This is a genomic window from Streptomyces sp. NPDC059008, assembly GCF_042749045.1.
GTDB lineage: Bacteria > Actinomycetota > Actinomycetes > Streptomycetales > Streptomycetaceae > Streptomyces.
Window position 1 is genome coordinate 246612 of record NZ_JBHYJC010000003.1, and the last position, 24331, is coordinate 270942.

22 protein-coding genes are annotated in these 24331 nt (G+C 72.0%); 11 read left to right on the plus strand and 11 right to left on the minus strand.

The annotated features are described in order from the left end of the window. Complete coding sequence (locus ACFWZH_RS06385) at nucleotides 1–798, minus strand: phytanoyl-CoA dioxygenase family protein (RefSeq protein ID WP_384426259.1); 798 nt, start codon at nucleotides 796–798, stop codon at nucleotides 1–3. A gap of 335 nt (nucleotides 799–1133) precedes the next feature. Between ACFWZH_RS06385 and ACFWZH_RS06390 the strand changes: the two genes are divergently transcribed. The 6 genes from ACFWZH_RS06390 to ACFWZH_RS06415 all read left to right on the plus strand — a co-directional run bounded on the left by ACFWZH_RS06390 (nucleotide 1134) and on the right by ACFWZH_RS06415 (nucleotide 6430). After that, nucleotides 1134–2027, plus strand: coding sequence for an SMI1/KNR4 family protein (locus ACFWZH_RS06390; protein ID WP_384426260.1), 894 nt, complete (start codon nucleotides 1134–1136; stop codon nucleotides 2025–2027). A gap of 456 nt (nucleotides 2028–2483) precedes the next feature. Further along, nucleotides 2484–3251 carry a hypothetical protein gene (locus ACFWZH_RS06395; protein ID WP_384426263.1) on the plus strand — a complete coding sequence of 256 codons (768 nt, stop codon included), beginning with the start codon at nucleotides 2484–2486 and terminating at the stop codon, nucleotides 3249–3251. 202 nt (nucleotides 3252–3453) lie between these two features. Beyond that, nucleotides 3454–3939 carry a hemerythrin domain-containing protein gene (locus ACFWZH_RS06400; protein ID WP_384426267.1) on the plus strand — a complete coding sequence of 162 codons (486 nt, stop codon included), beginning with the start codon at nucleotides 3454–3456 and terminating at the stop codon, nucleotides 3937–3939. 119 nt (nucleotides 3940–4058) lie between these two features. Then, a complete protein-coding gene (locus ACFWZH_RS06405; protein WP_384426270.1) occupies nucleotides 4059–4775 on the plus strand; it encodes an amidohydrolase in 717 nt (238 codons plus the stop codon). 153 nt (nucleotides 4776–4928) lie between these two features. Further along, nucleotides 4929–5993 carry a PP2C family protein-serine/threonine phosphatase gene (locus ACFWZH_RS06410; protein ID WP_384426273.1) on the plus strand — a complete coding sequence of 355 codons (1065 nt, stop codon included), beginning with the start codon at nucleotides 4929–4931 and terminating at the stop codon, nucleotides 5991–5993. 38 nt (nucleotides 5994–6031) lie between these two features. Continuing rightward, a complete protein-coding gene (locus ACFWZH_RS06415; RefSeq protein WP_384426276.1) occupies nucleotides 6032–6430 on the plus strand; it encodes a VOC family protein in 399 nt (132 codons plus the stop codon). A 32-nt stretch (nucleotides 6431–6462) separates the two neighbouring features. On the opposite strand, the gene ACFWZH_RS06420 is transcribed toward ACFWZH_RS06415, so the two are convergent. From ACFWZH_RS06420 to ACFWZH_RS06430, 3 genes are all read right to left on the minus strand, one after another. After that, a complete protein-coding gene (locus ACFWZH_RS06420) occupies nucleotides 6463–7323 on the minus strand; it encodes a YwqG family protein (RefSeq protein WP_384426279.1) in 861 nt (286 codons plus the stop codon). Between the two features lie 83 nt (nucleotides 7324–7406). Continuing rightward, nucleotides 7407–8054 carry a LuxR C-terminal-related transcriptional regulator gene (locus ACFWZH_RS06425; protein ID WP_384426281.1) on the minus strand — a complete coding sequence of 216 codons (648 nt, stop codon included), beginning with the start codon at nucleotides 8052–8054 and terminating at the stop codon, nucleotides 7407–7409. Continuing rightward, on the minus strand, nucleotides 8039–9298 hold the full coding sequence (locus ACFWZH_RS06430) for a sensor histidine kinase (protein ID WP_384426284.1): 1260 nt from the start codon (nucleotides 9296–9298) through the stop codon (nucleotides 8039–8041). The genes ACFWZH_RS06425 and ACFWZH_RS06430 overlap by 16 nt, the downstream gene beginning before the upstream one ends. Nucleotides 9299–9491: 193 nt before the next feature. Here ACFWZH_RS06430 and ACFWZH_RS06435 point away from each other — a divergent pair, with 193 nt between their 5' ends. The 3 genes from ACFWZH_RS06435 (at nucleotide 9492) to ACFWZH_RS06445 (ending at nucleotide 12680) form a co-directional block, all read left to right on the plus strand. Then, nucleotides 9492–9932 carry a hypothetical protein gene (locus ACFWZH_RS06435; RefSeq protein WP_384426288.1) on the plus strand — a complete coding sequence of 147 codons (441 nt, stop codon included), beginning with the start codon at nucleotides 9492–9494 and terminating at the stop codon, nucleotides 9930–9932. Nucleotides 9933–10173: 241 nt separating this feature from the next. Further along, nucleotides 10174–10851, plus strand: coding sequence for an EF-hand domain-containing protein (locus ACFWZH_RS06440; protein WP_384426783.1), 678 nt, complete (start codon nucleotides 10174–10176; stop codon nucleotides 10849–10851). A 14-nt stretch (nucleotides 10852–10865) separates the two neighbouring features. Further along, complete coding sequence (locus ACFWZH_RS06445) at nucleotides 10866–12680, plus strand: sulfatase (protein ID WP_384426291.1); 1815 nt, start codon at nucleotides 10866–10868, stop codon at nucleotides 12678–12680. 36 nt (nucleotides 12681–12716) lie between these two features. Here ACFWZH_RS06445 and ACFWZH_RS06450 read toward each other — a convergent pair whose 3' ends face one another. Beyond that, nucleotides 12717–13475, minus strand: coding sequence for a DeoR/GlpR family DNA-binding transcription regulator (locus ACFWZH_RS06450; protein ID WP_384426294.1), 759 nt, complete (start codon nucleotides 13473–13475; stop codon nucleotides 12717–12719). A gap of 73 nt (nucleotides 13476–13548) precedes the next feature. On the opposite strand from ACFWZH_RS06450, the gene ACFWZH_RS06455 reads away from it, so the two are divergent. Continuing rightward, nucleotides 13549–14763 carry an MFS transporter gene (locus ACFWZH_RS06455; RefSeq protein ID WP_384426785.1) on the plus strand — a complete coding sequence of 405 codons (1215 nt, stop codon included), beginning with the start codon at nucleotides 13549–13551 and terminating at the stop codon, nucleotides 14761–14763. A 37-nt stretch (nucleotides 14764–14800) separates the two neighbouring features. Here the strand turns inward: ACFWZH_RS06455 and ACFWZH_RS06460 are convergent, their stop codons facing one another. From ACFWZH_RS06460 to ACFWZH_RS06485, 6 genes are all read right to left on the minus strand, one after another. Then, complete coding sequence (locus ACFWZH_RS06460; protein ID WP_384426296.1) at nucleotides 14801–15658, minus strand: SAM-dependent methyltransferase; 858 nt, start codon at nucleotides 15656–15658, stop codon at nucleotides 14801–14803. A 38-nt stretch (nucleotides 15659–15696) separates the two neighbouring features. After that, entirely contained in the window at nucleotides 15697–15897 is a 201-nt protein-coding gene (locus ACFWZH_RS06465; protein WP_384426298.1) for a hypothetical protein, read from the minus strand. A gap of 121 nt (nucleotides 15898–16018) precedes the next feature. Further along, the gene (locus tag ACFWZH_RS06470) at nucleotides 16019–17590 is read right to left on the minus strand and encodes a SagB family peptide dehydrogenase (protein WP_384426301.1); all 1572 of its coding nucleotides are present in this window, start codon (nucleotides 17588–17590) and stop codon (nucleotides 16019–16021) included. 39 nt (nucleotides 17591–17629) lie between these two features. After that, a complete protein-coding gene (locus ACFWZH_RS06475; RefSeq protein WP_384426303.1) occupies nucleotides 17630–19621 on the minus strand; it encodes a TOMM precursor leader peptide-binding protein in 1992 nt (663 codons plus the stop codon). Next, nucleotides 19611–21464 carry a hypothetical protein gene (locus ACFWZH_RS06480; RefSeq protein ID WP_384426305.1) on the minus strand — a complete coding sequence of 618 codons (1854 nt, stop codon included), beginning with the start codon at nucleotides 21462–21464 and terminating at the stop codon, nucleotides 19611–19613. Before ACFWZH_RS06480 ends, ACFWZH_RS06475 begins: the two co-directional genes overlap by 11 nt. A 1042-nt stretch (nucleotides 21465–22506) precedes the next feature. Continuing rightward, a complete protein-coding gene (locus ACFWZH_RS06485) occupies nucleotides 22507–23358 on the minus strand; it encodes a helix-turn-helix transcriptional regulator (protein WP_384426308.1) in 852 nt (283 codons plus the stop codon). Nucleotides 23359–23412: 54 nt separating this feature from the next. On the opposite strand from ACFWZH_RS06485, the gene ACFWZH_RS06490 reads away from it, so the two are divergent. Continuing rightward, complete coding sequence (locus tag ACFWZH_RS06490) at nucleotides 23413–24237, plus strand: SDR family NAD(P)-dependent oxidoreductase (protein WP_384426311.1); 825 nt, start codon at nucleotides 23413–23415, stop codon at nucleotides 24235–24237. Nucleotides 24238–24331: the final 94 nt, after the last annotated feature.

Genomic DNA, 24331 nt, shown 5'->3' on the forward strand with positions numbered 1-24331 from the left:
TCAGGTGCGCGGCGAAGTGGGCGGCACGGTGTCCTGCCCCAGGCCCTGACGGATCGCGATCTCCACGGGTGAGTACGCGCCGTCGGCCCGCTCCAGTTCGTACGGCGCGGCCGGCATCAGCGGCGGCTGGGCCATGAAGCGCGGCCGCACCCCATGGTGCGGTTGCGCCGAGTGCACCAGGAACGGGTGGCACAGGAAGACATCGCCCGGGGACCCGGTGGCGAGGGCGAGCGGCCGGTGGTCGGACGCCGCCACCAGGTCGGGCGCGAGGGTCAGCCCGCTCGCCCCGTCCTCCCCGTACTTCTCCAGCACCTTCGGCACGTCGAGGTGTGAGCCGACCCGGATCCGGGTCGGGGCGTCCTCTTCGCCGACCTCGCTGAACAGGAACAGCATCAGCAGCGCCCGGCCCCGGGAGCGCAGATTCGTGAAGTACCAGCTCTCGCCCTCCGGCAGATAGCTCCCCTCGATGTGCCAGCCCGCGTCGTCCGGCTCCTCCTCGTGCGGGAAGCGCAGCGGGAACGTGCCCAGTGAGTAGCGCGGCTCCCAGCGTCCCTCGCCGACCAGCAGGTCGTACGCGTGCTGCAGGGACGGGGAGTTGGGTGCGGCGGCGAACGGCCCCTGCGCCATGCCGGCCACCCAGTGCACGGGCTGCGTCCACGTCGCCGGATCGTCCGGGTCACAGCCCGTCTCTCGCCACAGAAGCCGCGCGCAGTCCGCTGCCACGCGCGGGGCGACGGCGCCCTCCAACTTCACGAAGCCGTCGCGGAGGAATCGGGATACCAAAGTCGTGTCATCCATGCCCTCATCGTGCGGCGGCGCTGGCCCCGCTCACCCGACATTCTCCGCACCGCCTTTGTCGGGTGATCTCCGAGCCACTGTGCCTCTCCAAGGCCCCCTCGGGCGGTGAGCGCGCAGGCACAAGGCCACCCCAGCCCCACACCTACCAGTAGACCCTCTTGGCGCCTTCGGCAAGGGTTCCGTCGCGACACCACCCGCCGAACGCGCCACCGCCCGCGCCGACATGGCCGCCAGAAGTCGACGAAGTGGGTGAAGGTATGGGCGGCGGCCGGCGCCGCTGCCGCCGCACTCACGCTCGGCCCGCACCTCCCGCCTATCGGTTCTAAGGTGTGCTCATGATCGATGCCCACAGCCCCCTCGCCCGCGTCATCGAACGGGTGCCACCGCCCGCCGAGGCGATCCATGGGCACGGCGACTGGGCCGAGGCAGAGCGGACGCTGGGCACCCGGCTGCCGGACGACTACAAACAGCTGGTCGAGACCTACGGCCGCGGTGACTTCTGGGGCGCACTGTGCCTGTGCACCCCGTTCGGCGACGACAACCCGGTCCGGCTCGAAGCACACCTCCTGGAGGACTTCGGGCCGATGCGCGAGCGCCGGCCCGAGGACCACCCCCATCCCTTCTTCCCGGAACCGGGTGGACTGCTCACCTGGGCAGTGACCGACGACGCAGCGCAGTTGTGCTGGCTGACCGAAGGGCCGCCCGAGTCCTGGTCGGTGGTGATCTGGTCACGGGACAACGACTACGAGCGGTTCGACGGCGGGGCCGCGGCGTTTCTCGACGGGTGGATCAGCGGCCGCATCAGCTCCGAACTCCTGCACCGCGAACCGGAAGCCGCCCCCTGGTTCGATGCGGCGATCGACCGTGACCACATCTACGTCCGCCTCGACGAAGGAGACCTCCCCTACACCGAGCGCCTTCGGATCCTGCGCGACGCGCTCGCCCCCACCTCGGACCGCGGTGGTTACGCACACGACGGCAGTCGACAGGACCACTTCGTCGTCACCGAGCCCGGCTGGCAGCTGACGTACGAGACGGCCTACGGGCATCAGCTCCGTGTCGCCTTCCCGCCCGGCGACAGCGAACGGGCCCGCCGCGAAGTCCTCCGCGCCATCGACCGCATGGGGTGTGCCGTGCAGGCCATCCACACCATCCACGGCACGTCGTCCTGGGCTGCCGCCCCTGCCCCGTCGGACCGGTCCCAGGCCGGTCCGACGGGTCGGTCCTAGTCCGGTCCGGCAGGTTGTGCGCGCAAGCCATCCGGCGGGCCCGAGGGCGAGCGGGTTCGGTGGGCGAACTCGGCGGTTTCGTGGGGTGTGCTCTGGAGAGGCGCGTGATGCGGGGGTGTGACACGGACGGGAGGCGACGTGGCGGACCGGGGCGACAGTGCGGATGCGAGTGCGGGGGCGACGGGCGGACCGGACGGGGTGAGCGGGACGAGTCGCCGGACGGTGCTCGCCGCCACCGTGGCGACGGGGCTCGGACTCCTCGCGGGATGCGGTGAATCGGCAGGGCCGGACGATCCGGCGAACGGTGCGCCGCCGCCCCCGCGGGCATCGGAGCCGACGGGGCCGCACCGGTCCTCGAAGCCCTCGGCCTCCGCGGAGCCGTCTCGTTCCGCGTCGGCCGGTTCCGGTCGGCACGGGGCGCATCGTCGGCCCGAACTGCCGTGTGGTGGGCGGGAGTTGTTCCCCCGATACCGGCTGGTGGGCTTCTGCGGGGTGCCCGGTGCGGCGGCGCTCGGCCGGCTCGGTACAGGCGACCTGCGCGCCCGCGCCGCCGAGGTGGAGAAGGTGGCGCACGGGTACGCCGCCGGGCGCGAGCCGCTGCCGGTGCTGGAGTTGCTGGCGACGGTCGCCAACGCGTCGGCCGGGCGCGACGGCACCTACCGTTCGCGGACCCCGGCCGCCACGATTCGGCGCTTCCACGGCATGGCCCGCGAGCGGCGTGCGCTGCTCCTGCTGAACATCCAGCCCGGCCGCGCGGCCCCCCTCGACGAGGTGCGGGCGCTGCGCGAGTGGCTGGTCCATCCCGATGTCGGCATCGCACTCGACCCGGAGTGGGAGATGGGGCCCGGCGAGGTGCCGGGCGGGAAGTACGGGCACACCAGCGGACGGGAGGTGACCCGCGTCGCCCGCTACCTCTCCGGCCTGGTGGCGGAGCACGACCTGCCGGAGAAGCCGCTGGTCTTCCACCAGGTCGCGGAGTCCGTCCTGCGGGCGGAGTCCGCGCTGCGGCCGCAGCCCGGCGTTGCGCTGATCAAGAGCGTCGACGGGATCGGCTCGCCGGGGCTGAAGCGGGGCACCTGGCGCCGGCTGGTGGCGCGGCTGCCCGACGGCGTCCACTCCGGCTTCAAGCTGTTCTACGAGGAGGACGCGGAGGGGAGCCGCTTGATGACCCCGAAGGAGGTCCTCGCGCTCACCCCGCGACCGGAGTACGTGATGTACGAGTGAGGGGCGCGCACCGAGCCGATGTGATCGAACCCTGCTTCCCTGGACGCATCCCGGGGGCTGCCCGGCGGCCCTTCGGCGAACTCGACGAAGGGCCGCCGGGCTTGCCGTTCCACCGCGTCGCGTGATCAGCTGACGCCAGCATCGCGTGCCGGTGACGGACGGCGTCAGGCATGGAGGTGCGGAATCGAAGGGACCGCCATTCGTGGCTTCCCGTGACGGCGACCGTGTGGTCGCCTTGAGTCGGCAGCTCGCGCAAGCGCATCAAGAACTGCGCCGCCGGCTCGGTGAGATCAGGACCGGTCTGGGACACCGCCGGTTGAGCGACGATGTACTTCTCACCCATTGCCTGGCCTTCTGTGCCGCGTTGACCTCGCACCACCAGGGTGAGGACAACGGGATGTTCTCCCTACTCCTACGGGAACGTCCGGATCTTGCCCCGACGGTCGCGCTTCTCGTCGAGGACCATGGACTGATCACCTCGATCCTGTCCCGGGTGGGCGAACTCGCCGACCGGGCTGCCGCATCGCGCGGTCCGGCCCTGGAAGCGATCGGGCGCGAACTCGACGGACTGGCGGCGATCATGGAATCGCACTTCCGCTACGAAGAGCGGACGATCAGTGAGGCGCTCGACGGCGGAATGTCTGACACGGACTGGCGCGACAGGGTGTTCGGGTTCGGCGGGGCGTGACGTGCCTGAGCATCAGGTGAGTTGGTATCCCTGCTGGTCTGGGGTCCTCCCCGCCGAGCACCGCACTCGGGGACACCCGACCTCCGCCAGCGCCGCCCGGCGCGGCAGCCGTCGCGCCTATGAGTCGGCCGGCCGGGGGCTGCCGCCACCACAGGGGCGAGACCTTCTACCCGGCGGAGGAGTTCGGCGACCTGCCCACCAGGTTGGACGCCCGCGGCTTCCAGTGCTTCGTCCACGCCACCGGCGACCGGGGCATCCGCACCGTCCTCGACGCCGTCGAGCAGGCCCGCACGGTCAACGGGCCGCGCGACGCCCGCCACCAGGTCGTACACGTCGAATGCCTCGACCCGCGCGACACCCCGCGCTTCGCCCGGCTGGGAGTGGTGGCCTGTATGCAGCCGCGGCACTGCGCCCCGGAGATCGCCGGGCCCGGCCAGGACTGGGCGCGAAACGTCGGTCCCGAGCGCCGGCACAAGGCCTGGCCGATGCGCAGCCTGCACGCCGAGGGTGCCGTGCTGGCCTTCTCCAGCGACTGGAACGTCGCCGAGATGGACCCGATGATCGGCATCTACACGGCCGTCACCCGGCAGCCGCTGGTCGGTGGTGCGGCCTGGCGGCCGGAGGAGACGGTGAGCGTGGAGACCGCGGTGCACGCGTACACGATGGGTTCGGCGTACGCCAACTTCCTGGAAGAGGACCGGGGGTCGCTGACCGTCGGCAAGCTGGCCGACTTCGTCCTCTCCCGGGACGTCCTGCGGGTCGGCCCGGAGGACATCCCCGGCACGGTCGCCGAGACCGTGATCGTCGGCGGGGAGGTGGTCGTGCACCAGGGCTGACGGGGAGGTCGTGCGCCAGGGCCGGGCGGGTCCGGAGTGGAACACTCACCCTCGGCGAGGCAGGCTGTACGCATGTGGTCGCTCTTCCGCGCACGCCCTCCACCAGGAGGGGCAGGCGGTCATAGCCGGGTCCTCTTCAGGTTCGCGCAGTGTGTGCCGTTCGTGATCGTGCTGCTCGGGCTGGGGATCGAACTCTCACCCGCCCACGTGCTGTACACCGGTCCTCTCCTCACCGCGATGCCGGCACTGGCCTCGCTGACGATGGGCCCGAAAGGCACCCTCTCCGTAGCGGCCGGAGCACTGGGCGTCAGCTTGATCACCGCCACCCTGCATCAGGCGTGGGGCGGCCAGCAGATCTACAGCAACCTCCTGGGGCTGCTCGTGGTCTCCGTCGCCAGTGTCACCACGAGTAACGCCGTGCGTACGCGCAGGCAGGGCGAGCTCGATCAGGTGCGCCGGGTCGCCGTGGCGGCCCAACAAGTCCTCCTGCGGCCGGTACCCGCCCGGCTGGGTCCGGTGCGGGCGGCCAGCCTGTACCTCGCGGCCGAGTCGGAAGCGGAGATCGGCGGTGACCTGTACGAGGTGGTGCACACCCGGTACGGGGTGCGGATGATCATGGGGGACGTCCGCGGCAAGGGACTGCCTGCCGTGCGCCTGGCCGCAGCCGTGCTGGGCGCGTTCCGGGAGGCCGTGCACTACGAGGACGACCTGGTGGAGGTCATGGACCACTGCGCGGCCGCGCTGCGGCGGGAGTGCGCCGTGCCGGGTGCGGTCGGCCGGGCCGAGGAGGAGAATCGGGCCGAGGACTTCGTCACCGCGCTCGTGGCCGAGGTGCCCGACGAGCCCGTGGTCCAGGTGGTCAACCGCGGCCATCCGCCTCCACTGCTGCTGCGCGGGGGCAAGGTCCAGGCGTTGACCCCCAGCACGCCCCTGCCGCCGCTCGGCCTGGAAGACTTCATCATCGGTCCTCCCGTCAAGGCGGAGAGCTATCCCTTCCCGCCCGGCGACCGTCTGCTGCTGCACACCGACGGCGTGATCGAAGCGCGCGATCGCCACAACGCGTTCTTCGACCTGCCCCGGGCCATGGAAGCGGTGGACACCTGTACCCCGCCGGAGTTCCTGAACCAGCTGCACCAGGCATTGATCCGCCACGCACAGGGCCGTCTGGCGGACGACGCCGCGATGCTCCTCGTCGACCGAAGCGACGAGACGATATAGGTCAGGAACCGACCTATATACGCTGCACACTTGCCCGCATGACGACGTTCCGTGGCCTTGCCACCATCCGCTACCACGCCGACGACCTGGCCGCCGCCCGCGCCTGGTACACCGAAGTCCTGGGCGTGGAGCCGTACTTCGAGCGCCCCACATACATCGAGTTCCGGCTCGGCGACCATCTGCAGGAGTTCGGGATCTCCCGTACTCCCTCCGCCCCGGCCGGCGTGGTCGCGTACTGGCACGTGGACGACGTCGATGCCACGATGGCGCGGCTGTACGGGCTCGGCGCGAAGGAGCACGAGCCGCTGCGGGACTACGGCGACTTCCGAGCCGGAGCCGTACTCGATCCGTTCGGCAACATCCTCGGTGTGATGCACAACCCGCACTACCTGGAGGTGCTGGGCGAACGCGGCCGGACCGACTCCGTCAGTCGATGACACCCGAGCCGGCCGGGCCGGACCGACTCCCCTCAGCTGCACTGCCAGGTGAACATCGCGCGGTCGAAGCGGCGTTCGGCGAGGTCCTCGGGGCGTATGAGCCAGTAGAGGGCGCCACAGTCACCCCACATCATGTCGGCGTCGTCATCCGTGTCGAACTGGGCGAGCAGCACCCAGCGCAGAGCCTCCTCCTCGATGCGGGGGTCGTCCCACGGCGGGCTGTCCAGGGCGCCGCGGGCGACCTCGAACTCCACCGCATCCTGCACCGGGTTCGCGTGCCCGCCGATGCGGTGCTCCGTGCCCTCGCCGTGGTCCCACAGGGCTTCCTCGAAGTCCTCGTTGCGCACCGGGTGGTCAGCGGGCATCGGTGCGAACTCCCGGTGGACCACCGGATGCCCGAGGTACGGCGCGGTCGTCTCCACGCGGGCCGTCAGCGGTACTTCGGGGAACGGCCGCAGCTCCGCCGGCGCGGCCCGTTCGGCGACCGGAACGCCCGCCGGTATGTACAGCACCCGCGCACCCGCCCAGGTGTGGGGCTCGTCGGGCGCGACCACCGCACAGCCGTCGTCCACCTGTCCGTCGAAGTAGAAGAAGGCCAGCGTCCCGTCTTCCGGCAGGGCGATGTCGAGGGCGGTGGAGGGGAGCGCGGCACAGTCGAGTGCGGCGACGAAGGACAGCGGGCCGTGTCCCTCCCATACGGGCCACTCCGCGCCCTTCGGCAGCTCCGGCAGGCCGCCGAGCCGGCCGACGACTGGATCCGTGCCCGTGCCCGTGCCCGTGGCGTTCTCCAGGCGCAGGCTCGGCCGGAGCAGGCCGATCCACCGCTCGGCGATCTCGGCGGGCAGATGCTCGCGGGCGAGCGTGTGCAGCGGTTCAGTGGTGCTCTGTGTCATGGGAACGATGATGCACGCACCCACTGACAACGGCCGCGGAGGGCCGACCCGGGCCTCCGCGGCCGCCTGGATCTGAGCGGTACTCAGGGGTTGTTCAGGTAGGCGAGGACGGCCAGGACGCGGCGGTTGCCGTTGTCGTCGTCGGTGATGCCGAGTTTGCCGAACATGGAGGTGGTGTACTTGCTGATGGCGCTGTCACTGAGGAAGAGCCGCCGGCCGATGGCCTGATTGGACAGCCCTTCGGCCATCAGGCCGAGCACGGAGTGTTCGCGTTCGGTGAGCTGCCCGAGGCGCCGGTTCGAGGGCCCGCTGGACAGCAGTTTCGCGATGACGGCCGGGTCCATGGCGGTCCCGCCCCCGGCGACGCGCTCCAAGGCGTCGACGAACTGGTCGGCGTCGAACACGCTGTCCTTGAGGAAGTAGCCGATCCCACCGGAGCCGTCGGCCAGGAGCTCGCGGGCATAGAGCTGTTCGACGTACTGCGAGAGAATCAGCACCGGCAGTCCGGGCAGTTCGCGGCGCGCGGCCAGGGCCGCCCGCAGGCCCTCGTCCGACTGGGTCGGCGGCATGCGGACGTCGACGACGGCGACGTCCGGCCGCCACGTCAGCAGCGCGTCGAGCGTCTCGGGGCCGGTGGTCGCGGTCGCCACCACCTGATGTCCGTAGGCCTCGATGAGGCGGACCATCCCGTCGCGCAGGAGGTAGAGGTCTTCGGCTACAACGATTCGCATGGCACGACCATCCTGACACGGGTCGGACCGCCTGCCGGGCTGCTGATCTCCAGGGTGCCGTCGAAGACCGCGAGGCGGCGGCGCAGCCCGGCGAGTCCACCGCCGGTTCGCTCGCCGGCCCCGCCCCGACCGTCGTCCTCGACATCGACGACGATGTCGTCGCCGTCCCGGGCGACGCGGATGCGCGCCCGGGACGCACGGGCGTGCTTGACCGCGTTGGTCATCAGTTCGGCGACCCCGAAGTACAGGGCGGACTCGATCGGCGGGTCCAGCCGCAGCGACACCTCGGCGCCGACCGCGGCTTCGAGCGGGCTGTCCAGGGCAAGGGCGCGCAGGGCGTCGACGAGCCCTCGGTCGTTGAGCACCGGCGGGTTGATGCCCCGGACCAGTTCGCGGAGTTCGGTCAGGGAGGTGGCAGCGCCGGCTCGCGCCTCCCGCAGCAGCTCCTTGGCCCGGTCGGGGTCGGTCTCCATCAGCTTCTCCGCGGTGGCCAAGGAGAGACCGAGCAGGACCAGGCGTGCCTGCGCCCCGTCGTGCAGGTCCCGTTCGATCCGGCGGATCTCGGCGGCCTGCGCGACAGTCGTGTCCGCGCGTTGGGCGCTCAGCTCGTCCACCCGCTCCGCCAGCGCCATCGCGGGCGACGGGCGCAGGAAGCGGACGGCCACCGGTTCGACGGGCCGCCAGGCGTACGGGGCGCCGGCGACGGCCACGACCAGGCCGAGCACCCCGACGACGCGTGCGGCCGACTCCGACTGGCCGAGCCCGAGGACCGCCGCGGCCACCCCGGCCGGCGGGAGGGACGCGACCACGCCCGCGGTGAGCGGCGCGATCGCTGTGAACCGCACATCGCGCCAGTTGGCGGGGTCGCCCCACCGGACCCGCCACTTCTGGTCCAGGAGGGCGTCGCGGCTGGTGCGTTCGTAACTGAAGCCGTTCCACCAGTAGCCGGTGGACATCCGCGTCACGGGTCCGGCCTGCCGGTAGCCGGAGGGGACGACGGTGGCGGTCCACCTCGCGACGAGGCGGCGGACCAACTGGCAGACGGGGCGGGACAGCACGAGCGTGCCCACGCCCACCAGCACGAGGGGCGCCACCCACGACCAGGGGTTCGCCGCGCCCCACCAGATCCCCAGGGCCACGGCGGCGGCCCATACGGCCGGTACCAGCATGCTGACGACCGTCACCACGCACGCTCGCACGAACCCCACGCAGGCGCTTGCCACCCACGACTTCAGCTGTCGCATGAATCTTCCTTCTCACGTCGGCTCGGTGAGTCCACTGTGCGCCGCCCGGAGCCGGATTCCCCCCGGATCGGCTCGGGAGTAGGTCCAGCCCCACCCACCCGTACGTCCAGGCCGATACCGCGCCGTCCACGCGCTTCCTAACGTCGACATCGCACCGGAGATCGCACCGGACAACGCAACGGAAGTAGGAACCATGGACACCACCCAGCGCACCACGGTCGAGCCCACCCACCTGAACCGTCCGGACACCCGACCGGACTTCGGCAGGGTGAAGCTCCTCGTCGCGGCCTACGGCGCGCTGAGCGCCGCAGTCCTCGTCACGGTCGTCGTCCTCGCGATCACCGGACGGCCGGTGACCCCGTTCATGTGGGGCCGATCGGCCGGAGTGCTGGCGAGCGCCGCGGTGACCTACTGGCTGACCGTCCTCGCCGCACGCGGGGCGCGATGGGCCTATCTGCGCATACGCCTCATCACGATCATCATGCCGCCCGTGATCATCGCTGTCGACACGATCCCCGGTGCCCTCCCGTTGTGGTTCGTCCTGATGCAGGCCGCATGCGCGATCGCCCTGGCCCCGGCCGCGTTCATCGTCAACGGATCCGCCCTGCGCGCCGCCTTCCCCCGAACCCGCTGACCGCGCACGCTTGTGTCGACGTCACCGTCCGAGGCGGAGAGCCGACGGGTTCACCCCGCTGGTGTCGCGTGGCGGGAGGACCGGCCGCGGCCTCCGGTCCACCGCGCAGGGCGGACCGCGAAGTCGGCACCTCCACCCGCCTGTTCCGCTGCCCATCGCCTCCGGCGCGCGGGAGTACTGGCGGTGCCTGGCGAAGCTCGCCGGGGTGGCCGAGGACGGGCAGCCCGCCGAGACGGCGTTCGTGGACGCCCTGGAAGCACGGGAGGCGTTCGCGGCTCTGGACCGGGACGGTGACGGACGGCTGACGGTCGAGGAGTGGCAGCAGGCGGTCGTCGAGTACTACACCCCTGCCGTCCATCCACGCGGCCGCCCCCTGGGGCTACACCGAACTGACCGCCGGCCAGCAGGTGCCCACCCATGTCGACGGCATCCCCGACCCGTCCGTGGCCCCTCGCCGGTTGGGCCGGATCGGCGTCGTACTCGACGAGGCCGACAGCGGAGGCGAGTTCTACATCGAGACCACGTCCGGCGGCAGCGTCTGGAGCGGCCCACCGGACCCGGTGGACCACCAGCGCGGGCAGCGGCATCGCCGTCGCCTACGGCGCGCAGGTCATCCACGGCGTCACCGGCGTCCACGCGGGCCGCCTGCGGAAGTTCGTCACCGATCTGCTGGACGCACCGGCCCGCTGACCTCTTCCTTCCCTCGACCTCGACCGCCCTGGAGGCCGGACCGTTCACCCGGTCCGGCCTCCAGGCGCGTGTGGGGGAGGTGTCCGCTCCGGCAGCGCCGTCACCCGAAAAGGCCCGAAGTGCCGGTCAGGTGGTTGAACGCAGCCCGCCCGCAGGCCGTACAGATACAGACAACGGCGGGCGCCGTCCTCCCGGGCGCCGCCGGCCGTGTCGCTGCCGGGCTTCGTAGGGAAGGACCATCGGGTGCCGTACTTGACGCGCTCTCCTCAGCTGCCGGAGACGGACGGGGCAACGGAGCCGCCGGACCGGGCAACGGAGACGGTGGCGGGCCGGACGCCGGAGGAGGGCGGCGCCGAGCCGCCCGAGGGCCGGGGCGGGGACGGTGCTGGCGGTGGCCGGCGCGGACGGTACCCGGTCGCCGCGCGGGTCCTGGCGCGGACGACCACCGTTCTGTCGGCGGTACTTGTGCTCTTCGCCCTGCTCCTGCCCGATCAGCTCTCCGGCCTCACGCCAGGGCGGTTCGCGCGGATCCCGGTGGAGGGGATCGCCGGTGCCGCGCTGTTGCTCCTGCTGCCGCCCAGGGCGCGGCGCGTGGCCGCGGTGCTCGCCGGGGTGGCCCTAGGCCTGCTCACCGTCCTCAACCTCCTGGACATGGGCTTCTATTCGGTGCTGGCCCGTCCCTTCGACCCGGTGCTCGACTGGGGCCTGTTCGGCGACGCCGAGTCCTTCCTCAGGGATTCGGCCGGTGAGGCGGGTGCCATAGGCGCCGTGGTCGGCGTGGTGGTCCTCGTCCTCGCCTTGCTGGTCCTCATGACGCTGGCGGTCGTCCGGCTGAGCCATGCCATCGCCCGGCACGGTGCCGCGGCGACGGGCACGACCCTGCTACTGGGCACGTCCTGGGTCGTCGTCACGGCGCTCGGCGTGCAGGTCGCCGGAGTTCCGGTCGCTTCCAGGAACGTGGCCGAGCTGGTCGGCAACCGTGTGCAGCAGGTGCGTGCGGACCTGAAGGACGAGCGCGAGTTCGCCGAGGCCGCCGCCGGCGACGCCTTCCGTGACACTCCGCCGGGCCGACTGCTGACCGGGCTGCGCGGCAAGGACGTCATCTTCACCTTCATCGAGAGCTACGGGCGCAGCGCCGTCGAGGACCCGAGGATCGCTCCGGAGGTCGATGGGGCACTCGCGGACGGGACCCGCCGACTGCGCAGGGCCGGGTTCTCCGCCCGGAGCGCCTGGCTGACCTCACCGACCGCGGGCGGGGGCAGCTGGCTGGCGCACTCCACCTTCATGTCGGGCCTGTGGATCAGCAACCAGCAGCGCTACCGCACCGTCACCTCCAGCGACCGGCTGAGCCTGACGGGTGCCTTCCGTCGCACGGGGGCCTGGCGGACCGTCGGCATCATGCCGGGCGTCACCCGGTCCTGGCCGGAGGGCGCGTTCTACGGTCTCGACCACGTCTACGACTCCCGGAACCTCGGATACCGGGGGCCGAAGTTCAGCTGGTCGACCATGCCCGACCAGTACAGCCTGTCGGCCTTCGAGCGCCTCCAGCACGGCAGGCCGGGCGGCAAGCCGCTGATGTCGGAGATCATCCTGACGTCCAGTCACAACCCCTGGGCGCCGCTGCCCAAGATGATCGGCTGGAACGAGGTCGGTGACGGCTCGGTCTACGACGCCATCGAGAAGGCGGGCAAGAACCCCACGGAGGTGTGGCGGGACCCCGCTCAGGTGCGTACCGAATACGGGCGTGCCATCCACTACTCGCTGCGCAGCCTCATCTCCTACGTGGAGAAGTACGGCAACAAGAACACCGTGCTGGTCTTCCTCGGCGACCACCAGCCCGTTCCGGCCGTCACCGGAGAGAACGCCAGCCGGGACGTGCCGGTCGCGATCGTCGCCCACGATCCGGCCGTGCTGGAACGGATCTCCGGCTGGGGCTGGCAGACCGGCCTGAAGCCCGGCCCGAAGGCACCCGTCTGGCACATGGACGCCTTCCGCAACCGCTTCCTGACGTCCTACGGCCCGCATCCCGGCTCCGCCGCGTCCGCCCCGACCCGGTAGCCGGCGCACGGCCGGCCGTGCGGGCCTCGCCGACGCTCACACCGTCCGTACGGTCACGCCCGCGGCGGTCAGCGCGTCGGTCTCCTCGCCCGGGGCGGCCTCGTCGGTGACGAGGGTGTGCAGGGCGGCGGCGGGAGCGACGAAGGCGAGGGCGGTGCGGGAGAGTTTGCCGCCCTCCGCGACCGCGATGACGCGGCGGGACGAGGCGATCGCGGCGCGCTTGACCGCGGCGTCGTCGAGGTCGTACGCGGTCAGGCCGTCCGCCGCGGTCACGCCGCAGCAGCCGATGACGGCGGTGTCGAAGCGCACGGCGGCCAGCGACGCCGCGGTCAGCGGGCCGGTCAGCGCCAGCTCGCCCGGCCGGGGCCGGCCGCCCGGCACCAGCAGCGTCAGCTGCGGTGCCCCGGTCAGTGCGTTGGCGGCGTGCAGGGAGAGCGGCATCACCGTCAGGCGGCGGTGTTCCAGCGCGTGGGCGACTTCCAGGCAGGTGGTTCCGCTGTCGAGGACGACGGACTCGCCGTCGGCGATCAGTTCGGCGACCGCGGTGGCGAGGCGCCGCTTGGTCTCCTGCCCCTCCTGCACCCGCAGCGCGAACGGGGGCTCGTCACCGCGCAGCAGCAGGCTCCTCGCCCCTCCGCGGTAGCGCTCCAACACGCCCTGGTCGGCCAGCACCTCCAGGTCGCGGCGAATGGTCATCTCCGAAGCCCCGGTGAGGGCCGCCAGCTCCGCGACGCCGATGCGGCCGGCCTCGCGGACGACGTAGGAGATCTGCCTCAGTCGGTCTGTGCTCGCCATGCCCTCATTGAACATGGTGTCTGCTCGAATGGCAATCTTTCGAACATCAATCATGTTCGATATGTTCGTTCACATGGAGAGAACGCTACGAGCCGGCCGGCTCGCCACCTTCGTCTACTTCGCCCTGAACGGCTTCCTCATGGGGATGTGGGTCGTGCACATCCCCGCTGTCGAGCACCGTGCCGGGGTCGGCCATGCCGTGCTCGGCTGGCTCCTGCTGCTGCTCGGTGCGGGAGCCTTCGCGGGCATGCAGCTCGCCGGCCGGCTCACCGACCGCCTCGGCGCCCGCAGGGTCGTACCGGTCGGCGCGATGCTGTGCAGCGCCGCGCTCGTCCTGCCGGGACTGGCCACGAACGGCTGGCTGCTGGGAACGGCGCTGCTGGTGCTCGGCTTCGGCAACGGCTGCCTGGACGTCAGCATGAACGCCCACGCCGTCCAGGTGGAGCGCGGCTACCGACGGCCCGTCATGTCCGCCTTCCACGCCACCTTCTCCATCGGCGGCGTCCTGGCCGCGCTGGTCGGCGCGCGCACTCTCGACGGCGGCGCGGGCCCGGCCGTCACGCTCGGCGCGGTGGCGCTCCTCGGCCTCGTCGTTGCCGTACTGGCGGCTCCCGCACTGCTGCGCCCCGAGCCCGCGCGCACCGCGAACGCGCCGACGGGGCCAGGCACCGACGTTCCCGACCCCACCGCGGCCCGGGCCCGGCCCCGTACGCCCCGGCGCATTTGGCTGCTCGCCGTGCTGGCGCTGATGCTCATGCTGTGCGAAGGCGTCGCCAACGACTGGAGCGTGCTCCATCTGCGGGACGTCCTGGATGCTCCCGCAGCCACCGCCGCCCTCGCCTATGGGGCCTTCGCCACGGCCATGACCGTCGGCCGGCTGCTGACCGACCGGATGGCCGCACGCTTCGGCCCGGTGGCCATACTCCGCTACGGCGCGTCCATCGCGGCACTGGGGCTGACGGTGGCGGCGCTGTCCCCGTGGACGCCCCTGGCACTGGCCGGCTGGACCCTGTTCGGGGTCGGACTGTCCGGCTGCATCCCCCAGCTCTTCAGCGCCGCGGGCCACACCGACCTGGACGCCGCCGGCGCCAACGTCTCGCGCGTCGCCGGCCTCGGCTACCTCGGCATGCTCGCCGGGCCCGCCCTCATCGGCCCGCTGACCCACCTCGTGCCCCTCAACCTCGCCTTCTTCCTGCCCGTCGCGTGCTGCCTCGTCGCCGCCTGCGCGGCGGGCATCCTGCGTGCCGAGCGTCCCGCTCCCGTCCGCCAGGAGGTGGAGGCCGTCTGAGCACGGCGGGTCGCAGCCGGTGAAGGTCCGTGCCGGGTCAGCGCGGTGGAGGTGGGTGGTGCGACTGCTGTCCGGGGATGGTGGCGGTGACCAGCCAGGACGCCGATGACCCGGGGCTGGTGTGCGCCATCGCCGCGGCGGGGATGCGATGGTGGGCCACCGCCTGCTCGATGATGTCGTGGGCGTGTGCCTGCCAGCCGTGGCGTGCCAGCCAGGGTTCGGGTCGGCCGGGCAGCGCCGGGTGTGCCACGCCGACGCCGGCCAGATGCCGGCCACTGGGAGCGTCCGCCACCGCGCGCATGGCTTCCGGGTTGTAGGTGAGGGCGAGCGTGCTGTCCGGCGCCGACAGGCGTCCGACCGCTGTCAACAGCCGGTCGGCGACCTCCACCTCGAGATACGGCAGGAGCCCCTCGGCGAGCCAGGCGACCGGTCGCGCGGGATCCAGACCGGCGGCGCACAAGGCGGCGGGCCAGTCGTCGGTCAGGTCGATGGCCAGCGGCGTACGGCGGCAGGTCGCGGCCGCGCCCCGGCTGGCGAGGACGGGCTCCTTGAACGCCAGCAGTTCGGGTGTGTCGAGTTCGTAGAGGCTGGTTCCGTCCGGCCACGGCAGCCGGAAGGCGCGGGTGTCCAGTCCGGCGCCGAGCAGCACCACCTGCCGGATGCCGCCGACGGTCACGCTCCTGAGGTGCTCGTCGAAGAAGGCGGTCCGGGTCGCCACTGCCACGGGCAGCGCTGCGCAGAACTCGGCGGGCGGGGTGCTGGCCTCCGCACCCGCCGCGGTCAGGAAGGCGGCCGCGTGGTCGTCGTGGAACAGCCGGTCCGGGCGGCGGTGCTCCACCGCCCGGGCCCAGGCGACCCACAGGGCGGTGGTGCCCGGCGAGCGCGATGAGGTCACCTGACTCATGGTGTGTGCCGGCTCCACCGCGGACTGCTTCAGACGCCGCCCAGGAGGCCCATCAGGGGGTCGAGGAGGCCGCCGCCGTCGCCACCGGCAGGGTTGGCGGCGGCCTCCTTCGACAGGGACGTGGCCGGTGAGTGCTGGGCCGCCGAGGCGGGCTGGGTGCCGGCCAGGGCGAGGGTGACAAGGGCCAGGGGGAGCGCCGAGGTGATGACGGTGACGCGGACGGATCGCATGCTGTACCTCCAGGATGATCGGTTAGGTGTCGGAGCCCGCTCTGACCTGTGCTTGTGGTCCCGCGGGCAATACCATGCCTAACGCGCCGCGGGAACGACGAAACACCGGCCGGGCCGGGCGTCATGCGTTCGGCGTATGACCCCATGGGCCGCCCGAGCGGCGGCCGTGGGCGGCTCCCTGTGCGCGGCCCGGCTCGGATCTGCCCTGAGCCCGCGCCCCGTGGGCGGCAATGGGGTGATCCCATGTGGAGGCTGCGCGCGGGACCCCGATCAGCAGGGCCGAGAGGACAGCCTGGGTCCCGTCGAGTCCCAGGCCGGCGGTGAGTTCGGGGGCTTCACCGGAGTGGATCCGGGCCGCCAGGCCGACCGCGGCGGCGGCCAGAGCGCCTCGCTGCAGGGCGATTCCCACGTCGGCCTGCAGCAGTCGGTACCAGCGCGCACCGAACGGCACCAGGCCCCCGACCGGATCACCGACCGGCAGCAGTACGGCAGCCGCCTCACCCACCGGTGTGTGCGACAGGACCGGGGCGAGGTCCCGCGGCGCGCTACGGATGTCGCACAGTGCGTGCTCCACCGGGTCGTAGCGGTACGCGCCCGCGGGGATGCCGTCGACCCGCAGGGCCAGGCAGTACACCGCGGTCGCGCGCACTGCTCCCGGAAGGCCGGCGGCGGCCGCCTCCAGCACGCCGGCGAGCGGCGCGTCGCCGATGCCGTCGGGGAGGAAACCGTCGGGGGGCGAGCGCCGGAGGTCGATGCCGTCGGCGGACCGTACGGGCAGCCGCGGCAACGTGATCGGTTCGCCCAGGGGGTGGGGATGGCGGGGCGGTCCGGGAGAGGTCCCGGGCCCGGTCGTCAGGCTCGCCTCGTGCAGTGCGGCGGTGGCCGGCAGCCGGTCCCGGATCGGCGGTACGTCGAACAGCGGCTCGGGTACGGCCTGTTGGACGAGGCCGTCGTAACCGGGCCCGGAACCGGCCGCCGGGCCGCCCGACGCCGCCCCGTGCAACGTGATCACCACCATGGCGGCTTCCGCGGACGGGGTGAGCCCGAGCAGCGCGTTCACCCGCCGGTCGGCGAAGTTCAGATGGACCTCGGCCGGGACGCCGAGCCGGTCCGCCACCGCGACGGCCTGTGCGGCCAGCACACCGGCTTCCTGGGTCTGCAGCCGGTAGCCGAACTCCCGGTACTTGACGGCGTTGCGCCAGAACCGGCTCGTCAACACCAGGACGAGGGCCGGCGGCGTCGGGGGCGGCACGTGCAGCAGGCCGGTCAGAGCCTCGCGATGGTCACCCCGGCGCAGCTGTTCCAGCGCGTGGTGGGCGGGGTCGTAGTGGAGGAGCGCGGGCTCCATGGCAGGGCCGCCCACGGCCAAGTACGCCTCCATGGGGTGCAGTCCGCCGCCGGACGGCGCCGGGCGCCCCAGATGCGCCTTGACCGTGCCGCTGATCCGGTTTCCCTGGAGGTCGACACCCGGCATCCACACCATGCGGGTCAGCCCGCACAGGTTCCGCAGGAACGCGCCGAGCACCGACAACGGGGAGTCGCCGACCGTGCTCTCCCACGGCAGACCGATCCGGGGCACACCGGGATAGACCTTGTGGCGGGCCGGCACCTCCCGCAGGTCGAGCGGTCTGCGATCCGGAACATGGCCGTGGGGGACATAGCCGGTCAGTGCCGACCGGGCTTCGAGCGTCACGAGCTTCTCCCTGTCGTCATCTCCGTGGCGTGGTCTCCGTTACGGGAAGGGATGCGGATACGGATTCACCTCCGCCAGCGGGAGGTCGTCCTGCCGGTGTCCGAGCAGCCGCGGCACGGTCAGGATCCGCGGCAGCCCGTGGTCGCGCCGGTACGCGTGGCCGAAGGTCATCGGCAGGGTGCCGGGAACGATGACCTTGGCACAGGAGAAGTTCCCGACCCGGTGCTCGGAGGAGGTCTGGTCGACGGCCAGCACGTCGAGTCCGGACGCCACGTATCGGCCGACCAACTCCGCGAGGTCCCCGGTCAGATCGTGGTGCACCGGCCAGGTCCGCCGGGGAATCGGCCGGGTCGGCCCGTCGAGTGGCAGGAAGCCCAGCCGGTCGAACGCGTCGGGATGGCCGTAGAGCGTGCCGTGGTCGTCCATCTCCCGGACCCGGCCGCTGTCGGCCAGCAGCCGTGCCGCCGCCCGCGGGTCGTAACTCCTGACGGCCGCGCCCAGCATGATGGCAAGTTCCTGCATGCCTCCCAGCAGCGCGGGTTCGGGCAGCAGATGCGCGGCGGCTCCGCACAGGACCTTCGGCCGGGTCCCGTCGTCCTCGGCGGCCACCGCCATCAGCCAGAACGCCGGGATGCCCTGTTCCACCGTGCAGTCGAAGGCCATCAGTGCGTAGCCGAACTCGTGCCGGATGCGCGCGGCGAGGAGGGGGATGCGCCGATCGACCGCCGAGTCCAGATCCAGCCGGGGCGCCGGAATCCGTCCGTACCAGGTGAGCAGGAAGGCGTCGCGTTCGGCCACCTCCAGCAGGCCGTACATGATCGCCTCGGTCAGCGAGCCGCCCAGAGCGCATCCGTTCGACGTCTCGTACACGATGCTGCCGTGGTGCCGGCCCCCGCTGTCCGCATGCCCGTTGCGCTGCCCGTGCCCGTTGCCGTGCCCGTCGTCGTGCGTGTGGGCGCATGCCGCGTAATAGGCCACCGTCTCGGGGACGAGCACCGGTTGCGCCCGTGCGAACGAGTAGGCCCACACCCAGGACAGCGCCACGTCCGGATGGTACGGACGGAATCGGAATCCGGGCGTCTCGTACCGCGCCGGCGGGTAGAGGCCGAGGCTCTCCGGGTCCACGGCGTGGTCGGCGATGTCCGCGTAGGCGGCCCGCACGACGGTGCGGCGTCCGCGCGGCCGTTGCCCGCCGATGCGTTCCAGCGCTTCGGCCACCGCGGATGCCCGGGTGGTGTCCGGGACCGCGCCGCGGCCGTACCCGTTGTTGCTCGTGTGCCCTCCGGACGCGTCGAGCACGGCCATCGCCGCCTGGCATCCGCCGGTGGCCCAGGAGCTGACCGAACGCACCACCCCCGTCTCGGTGTCGACGTAGTGCCGGCGCAGCTCCGGCAGATCCTTCGTCAGATCGCGCACCCTGAACGCCTCCGGATGCGGTTTGGGCTCACGGCGGAGCGTGATCCGCGCAGATTCGGGGGCGTCGTCGGGCAGCCGGGCGCAGTCCGGGCAGAGCGGGTCCGGCAGCACCGGGTGGGTCGTCGTCCGCCCGGTTTCCAGGGACAGACACACCAGCTCGCGCTGGGGGGTCCCGGCGCGGAGCCGGCTCACCATCGCCTGCACGACCGCGGCCGCCCCCGTCGCCGTGACCTGGGTGAGCAGCGGCGAGCGCCGCTCGGAGAGCTCCGCACCGAAGCGTTCGAGGAGCGCCGTGTGCGCGGCCGCGTCCTGCCTGTTGCGGTCCCGGCGCCGCTGGGCACAGGTCGGGCAGCCGGGGACGCCCGGCAGCCAGCCGGGGCCGATCAGGACGCGACCGTCCTCGACCCGGACCGGAAGCCAGGGGACGCGCTCGCCGACCGCGTACGGGTGGACCTTCGTCCGTGCCGCGACACCCGGTCCGTCGTCGGTGGCGACGACGGCCTCACAGCGGGCGCCGTCGGCGATGGTGCGCACCACGCGATGGGTGGGTTCGAGCGACCGCCGCACCGCTGCGGCGAGCAGCCCCTGTCCGACGACCGCGATGTCACCCCTCACGCAGCACCACCCTGACCATGTGCGGCACGAGGGCCGCCAACGCGGCGTCACCGTCGAGGTCCTCCACCACCGGGTGGTGACCGGCCTTGTGGACGGCCTCGGTCAGTACGTCGACCGCGTCTGCCGTCTCGTCCGAAACCGGTGCCCCGCGCCACGTCCGCCGCCCCTGCCAGGCGAGCAGGGCGCGCTCCAGTCCGTCCGCCAACGCGTCCTGTGGCGTGGACGCGCATGCCACCACCTCGTCGCCGTCACCGGCCCGGACCGCGTAGGCCGGAGCGCCGAGCAGCGGGGTGAGGTCCCAGGCCGTCACCTTCTGCCGGGCCAGTTCGAGCTGGCGCAGCAGAAAGTCTCCCGCCTCGTCCACCGGTGCCGCGCACGGATCCAGCGTCCGGCCGGAGGCGCCGGCCGCCCGCTGCGCCACGAGCAGCGCCTCGCAGTGCTGCCGCAGTGCCCACGCGAGCGCGTCGGAGCGGCTGAGTCCGGCCGCGACACCCGCCGGTACCCGGAAGGGGCCGCGCGCCGGGGCCGGGACGGACCGTTCGGGGATCCTGCGTACCTCGCCGGTGACCAGGTCGAGGCCCTGCGCCGCACCCGGGCGCGCGGCGAGCCAACCGTAGGTCGAGAGCGCGGCGAGCAGGGCCCGCAGGCGGGCGGTCTCCTGGTCCGGTGCCCATCCGATCTCCTCCGGCGGCGGGCTCCAGGCCGGCAGGACGCCGTACGGGTCGGAGACGGCGGCGCGTTGGACCGCCAGCGGGAACTGCGGGAGTTCCGCTGCCTCGAGGGCGACGAGGACGCCGGTGTGCTCGTCGACCAGTCTCGGCAGGTGGGCCGGCAGTCCGCTGCGGGTCAGGGGCCCCGGATCGCCGGTGGTGACCGCCTTCGGTCGGGCGGCACTGGGGTGCGGCAGCGCCGTGTGGGTGCTCGTGTCCAAGGTGCGCAGATCGAGTCGGGTGGCCGGCGTCGGGTGCGGCTCTTCGACGGCCGACTCGTCCAGACCGGTGCGGTGGCGGAAGCAGCCCAGGACCGCGTGTGCGGCGAGCAGAGCGGGTACCGGCCCGGAGAGCCACGGGCCGTCCACCGGCGGGACGTTGTCGCGGTGGACGCCGCGGAGGCGGTGCCAGAGGGACTCCGCGGCGGTCTCCGTCGCCCGCCCGACCCCGGAGAACCACGCCTCGTCCCCGGTGAGCAGCACCTGCGCGAGTGCGACGTCCGCCTCGGCGCATTCGCGTGCGACGGCGATCAGCTCATGCGGGCGGTCGGAGACCTGCAGGACGATGTCGGTGGCCGCGAAGCCCGTGTCGTCGGTGGCGACGATCCGTTGCCGCTCGTCCCGGCGTGCTGCTTTCGCGGCCCGAGGCCACGTGCCCGTGCCCGTACCCGTGCCATCCGTGTCGGTACCACCGGAGGCGACCCGGATGTCGGCCCACCCCGAGCGCACCCCGGCGTCGACCACGGCGGCCAGGACCGGGTCGGGTGCTCGCCGGCCGAGCAGCAGTACCCGGGTGTCGCGATGGCGCTGGAACCGGTGCTCGGGGGAGTCGAGTGCGCAGGCGATGAAGGCGATTTCCGGTGCGTAGGTCGTGCGTTCCGCCGGTGTCAGGGTGTGCGGGGTGTCGTCCTGTACGTCGGTGACGAATCCGTGTTCCCGCAGGAGTCGCACCGTGGTCTCGACGGTCTCCCGCTGCGCGGGGGGCAGTGCCGCGGTCAGCTCGTCCACCGTGTGGTCGCCGGTCAAGTACGGGCTCAGTCGCCTCAGCCACTCGTACGCATGTGAACCCCGCAGCGTCCGGGCGCCGCGATCGCCGTACAAATAGACGCCGTCGGGGCACGGCACGTAGCGCACGCCAGGATTCAACCTCGGTCGCATTCATTCTCCCTTGATGACGTTCCACCACAGTGGCGTATCGATGGGAACTCGACTTGTCGGTCCTCAGTGTATGGGCTCGGCTGATCCCCGTGCGGAATTTTTTTTATGGATGTGGATAAGTCGCCGCACCGACATCAGGAATCACGGGAGTCACTCAAATAAATACCCATCACAGGTGAAACCCAAATGCCTTCCCCTGTCGGTGTACATCCGATTCGACTGGCCAGAAGTCACCCCTTATAAGGGCCTATTCAATAATTTCTGGCGCTGGAATGGTGGGACGCTATAGCTTGGTACGGAGTCGACACCGGCTCATTGCTGAGAAAAGGAGCGGGAGCATGCCTCCTGTGTCAACGGCGTTGGCCGCCGATTTGGCGGACCTCGCGGCGGAAGAACTCGTCATGGCGCCCAAGGGGCGAAGGTCGGACGGTGCGGCGGATTCGCAGATTCCGCCGTGTGACTGCAGCCCCTGCGGCTGTACGGACTGCGCGACGACCTGCAGCGGCTGCGGTGCCTGCGGCCGGTGTACCTGCCTTCCCATGTGAGTACCGCGGACTGCCCGCGCCATGTGTGCGGGCAGCCCGTCGGACGGCTCTTTTCGACGCTGTTCGAACGGGGGTGTCGATTGTGGCGGTGGTCGGCCCTGTAGTGGAACCGGAATGTCGGGAACCTCTATAGGGCACGGGTCCCTGCAGGGCGCGGGCCTCTATAGGGCGCGCCGGTGGGCGAATCGCACAGCGATCGAAAACGAGAGGGTGGGCGGCGTCTTTGTCGAGGGCCTCGTCGGTGATTCGGGCGTGCGCCCGCGCCTGCCCGGACGCCGGTCGCGGAGCATTTCCTGACCGGTACATGTCTTCTTCTCGCTCCGGTCGACGCGCCCGCCGGGACTGCGTCACGCGCCCCGTCCCGTCGTGGGTTTCTCCCGCTGCGAATTCCGCGCAGGGTGAATTCGCACGCGCCACACCGGAATACTGCCAGGCGGAATTGGCCCGCCCTCGTGCGTACGAGCGAATAGCGGCTAGCCGGGCACGACCATGCTCTGTGTGCCGACGACGGACAGCAGCCGCATCGCCTCCGCGGACGGCGAGCCAGGGGTGGCGGTGTAGATGACGACCCGCTGGTCCCGGTCGGTGATGTCCAGGACGTCGCAGGCCACGGCGACGGGGCCGACCAGCGGGTGCTGGAAGGTCTTGCAGAGGGTGGGCCGGGCGGCCACCTCGTGGGCGGCCCAGAGCCGGGCGAACTCCTCGCTTCCGGCAAGGAGTTCCGCCACCAGACCGGTCACTTCGGGGTCGTCGGGATAGCGGGCCGCGGCGGCACGCAGGTGCTGGGCCGAGGTCCGGGCGAACTCGTCCGCGTCCGAGACGCCGTACAGCCGTCGGCCGTCCCGATACGGCCCGAGGAAGGCGCGCCGGATGAGGTTCCGGTCGCGGCGCGACAGTGCGGAGAAGTCCTCCATCAGGGCGGTGGCCAGGTGGTTCCAGGCGATGACCTCGTACGTCGCCGACATCACGATCGCCGCGGCCTCCGGCAGCCGGTGCAGCAGGTCGACGACGCTCTGCCGCACCTCTCGTGACGGGCCGGCCGGGGGACCGGGCGGGGCACCGGCGAGGTGGTGGAGGTGGTCACGCTCGGCGTCCGACAGGCGCAGGGCGCGGGAGAGTTGGGCCAGCACCTCCCGGGAGGGGTGCGGCGCGCGGGCCTGCTCCAGCCGCGTGTAGTACTCGGTCGAGACGAACGCCAACTGCGCCACCTCCTCGCGGCGCAGCCCCGGGGTGCGGCGGCGCGGTCCGGCGGGCAGCCCCACGTCGGCGGGGGTGATGCGCTCACGCCTGCTGCGCAGGAAGTCGGCCAATTCTCTTCGGTTCACCTCCCCAGTGTGCGCGGGGACCGAAGCGCCCAGCCAGGTACTGCCGGTGCCTGGATGAGCGGGGCCGCCGGACACAGGCTCGTCGGCATGAACCACACACCGATCACGTCCACCGCGACCGCCGGCCTGCTCGCTGACAAGGTCGCCTTCATCACGGGTGCCGGCAGGGGCATCGGCGCCGCGGCGGCGCGGCTGTTCGCCAGGGAGGGCGCCCGGGTCATGCTCGCGGCCCGCACGGAGTCCCAGCTCAAGGCGGTGACCGAGGAGATCCGGGAGGCCGGCGGCAGCGCGGACTACGTGCTGTGCGACCTGGCCGACGCGGACAGCGTCCGCGCCGCGGTCCACCGGGCCGTGGAGCTGTACGGCCGGCTCGACGTCGCCTTCAACAACGGTGCGACGGGTCAGCCGCCCGGCCCGATGGACCAGCTGTCCGAGGCCGACTTCGACCACGTCTGCGCCGTCGACTTCAAGGGCCCGTGGCTGGCCATGACCGCCGAGATCGCCGCCATCCGCGACACCGCGAAGCGCGGCGCCATCGTCAACACCTCCAGTGTCGGCAGCCTCATGGGCAACCCCTGGCTGCCCGCCTACGGCGCGGCGAAGCGGGCGGTCAACAGCCTCACCGCATCGGCCGCCATCACCTACGGCCCCGAGGGCATCCGCGTCAACGCCATCGCCCCCGGCACCACGCTCACCGAGATGCTCCACGAGTGGGACGAGAAGTCCCCCGGCACCATCGATCAGCTCAACGCCCGCACCCCGCTGGGCCGCGCGGCCGATCCCGACGAGATCGCCCAGGCCGCAGCCTGGCTCCTCAGCGACCGCTCCTCCTACGTCACCGGCACGGTCCTCCGGGTGGACGGAGGGATGCGCGCCTGAGCCGGCCGGTCCCGGCGGGCGTCGGTGACTCCGCGGCCTCCGCCCACGGCATGCGGCGAGGAGGCCGCGGTAGTCGCCGAACTGCAGAGCGTTA